Here is a 257-nt window from a genome sequence, read left to right on the forward strand (position 1 = left end):
CATCCTTGTCATAAGTAGCTCCTACTGTGAATCCATCACTTACAAGAACGTAACCACGATCTTCATAGTACTTAATCTTAGCTGCAGTTGAATAGTTAATGGCTTCACCTGATTTACCAGAAACTTGATCATTTTCAAGTGTTGTACCAGTATTTTGGTCTACGTACTTGATAATAGCTTTTTGGTCTGTCTTACGGTAGATAATTGGTGTGTCAGTACCTGGATTTTCAGGAGTGATTGGTTTTCCTGGAGTTACT

The 257-nt window shown here is 38.1% G+C and carries 1 protein-coding gene; it reads right to left on the reverse strand.

What is annotated here, in order from left to right; translation table 11 throughout:
- Positions 1–257, reverse strand: a 257-nt coding sequence (locus ADI86_RS11870) for a mucin-binding protein (protein WP_049531838.1), incomplete at both ends; no start/stop codon positions are given.

This window comes from Streptococcus pseudopneumoniae (genome assembly GCF_001074975.1).
GTDB classification, from domain to species: domain Bacteria; phylum Bacillota; class Bacilli; order Lactobacillales; family Streptococcaceae; genus Streptococcus; species Streptococcus pseudopneumoniae_D.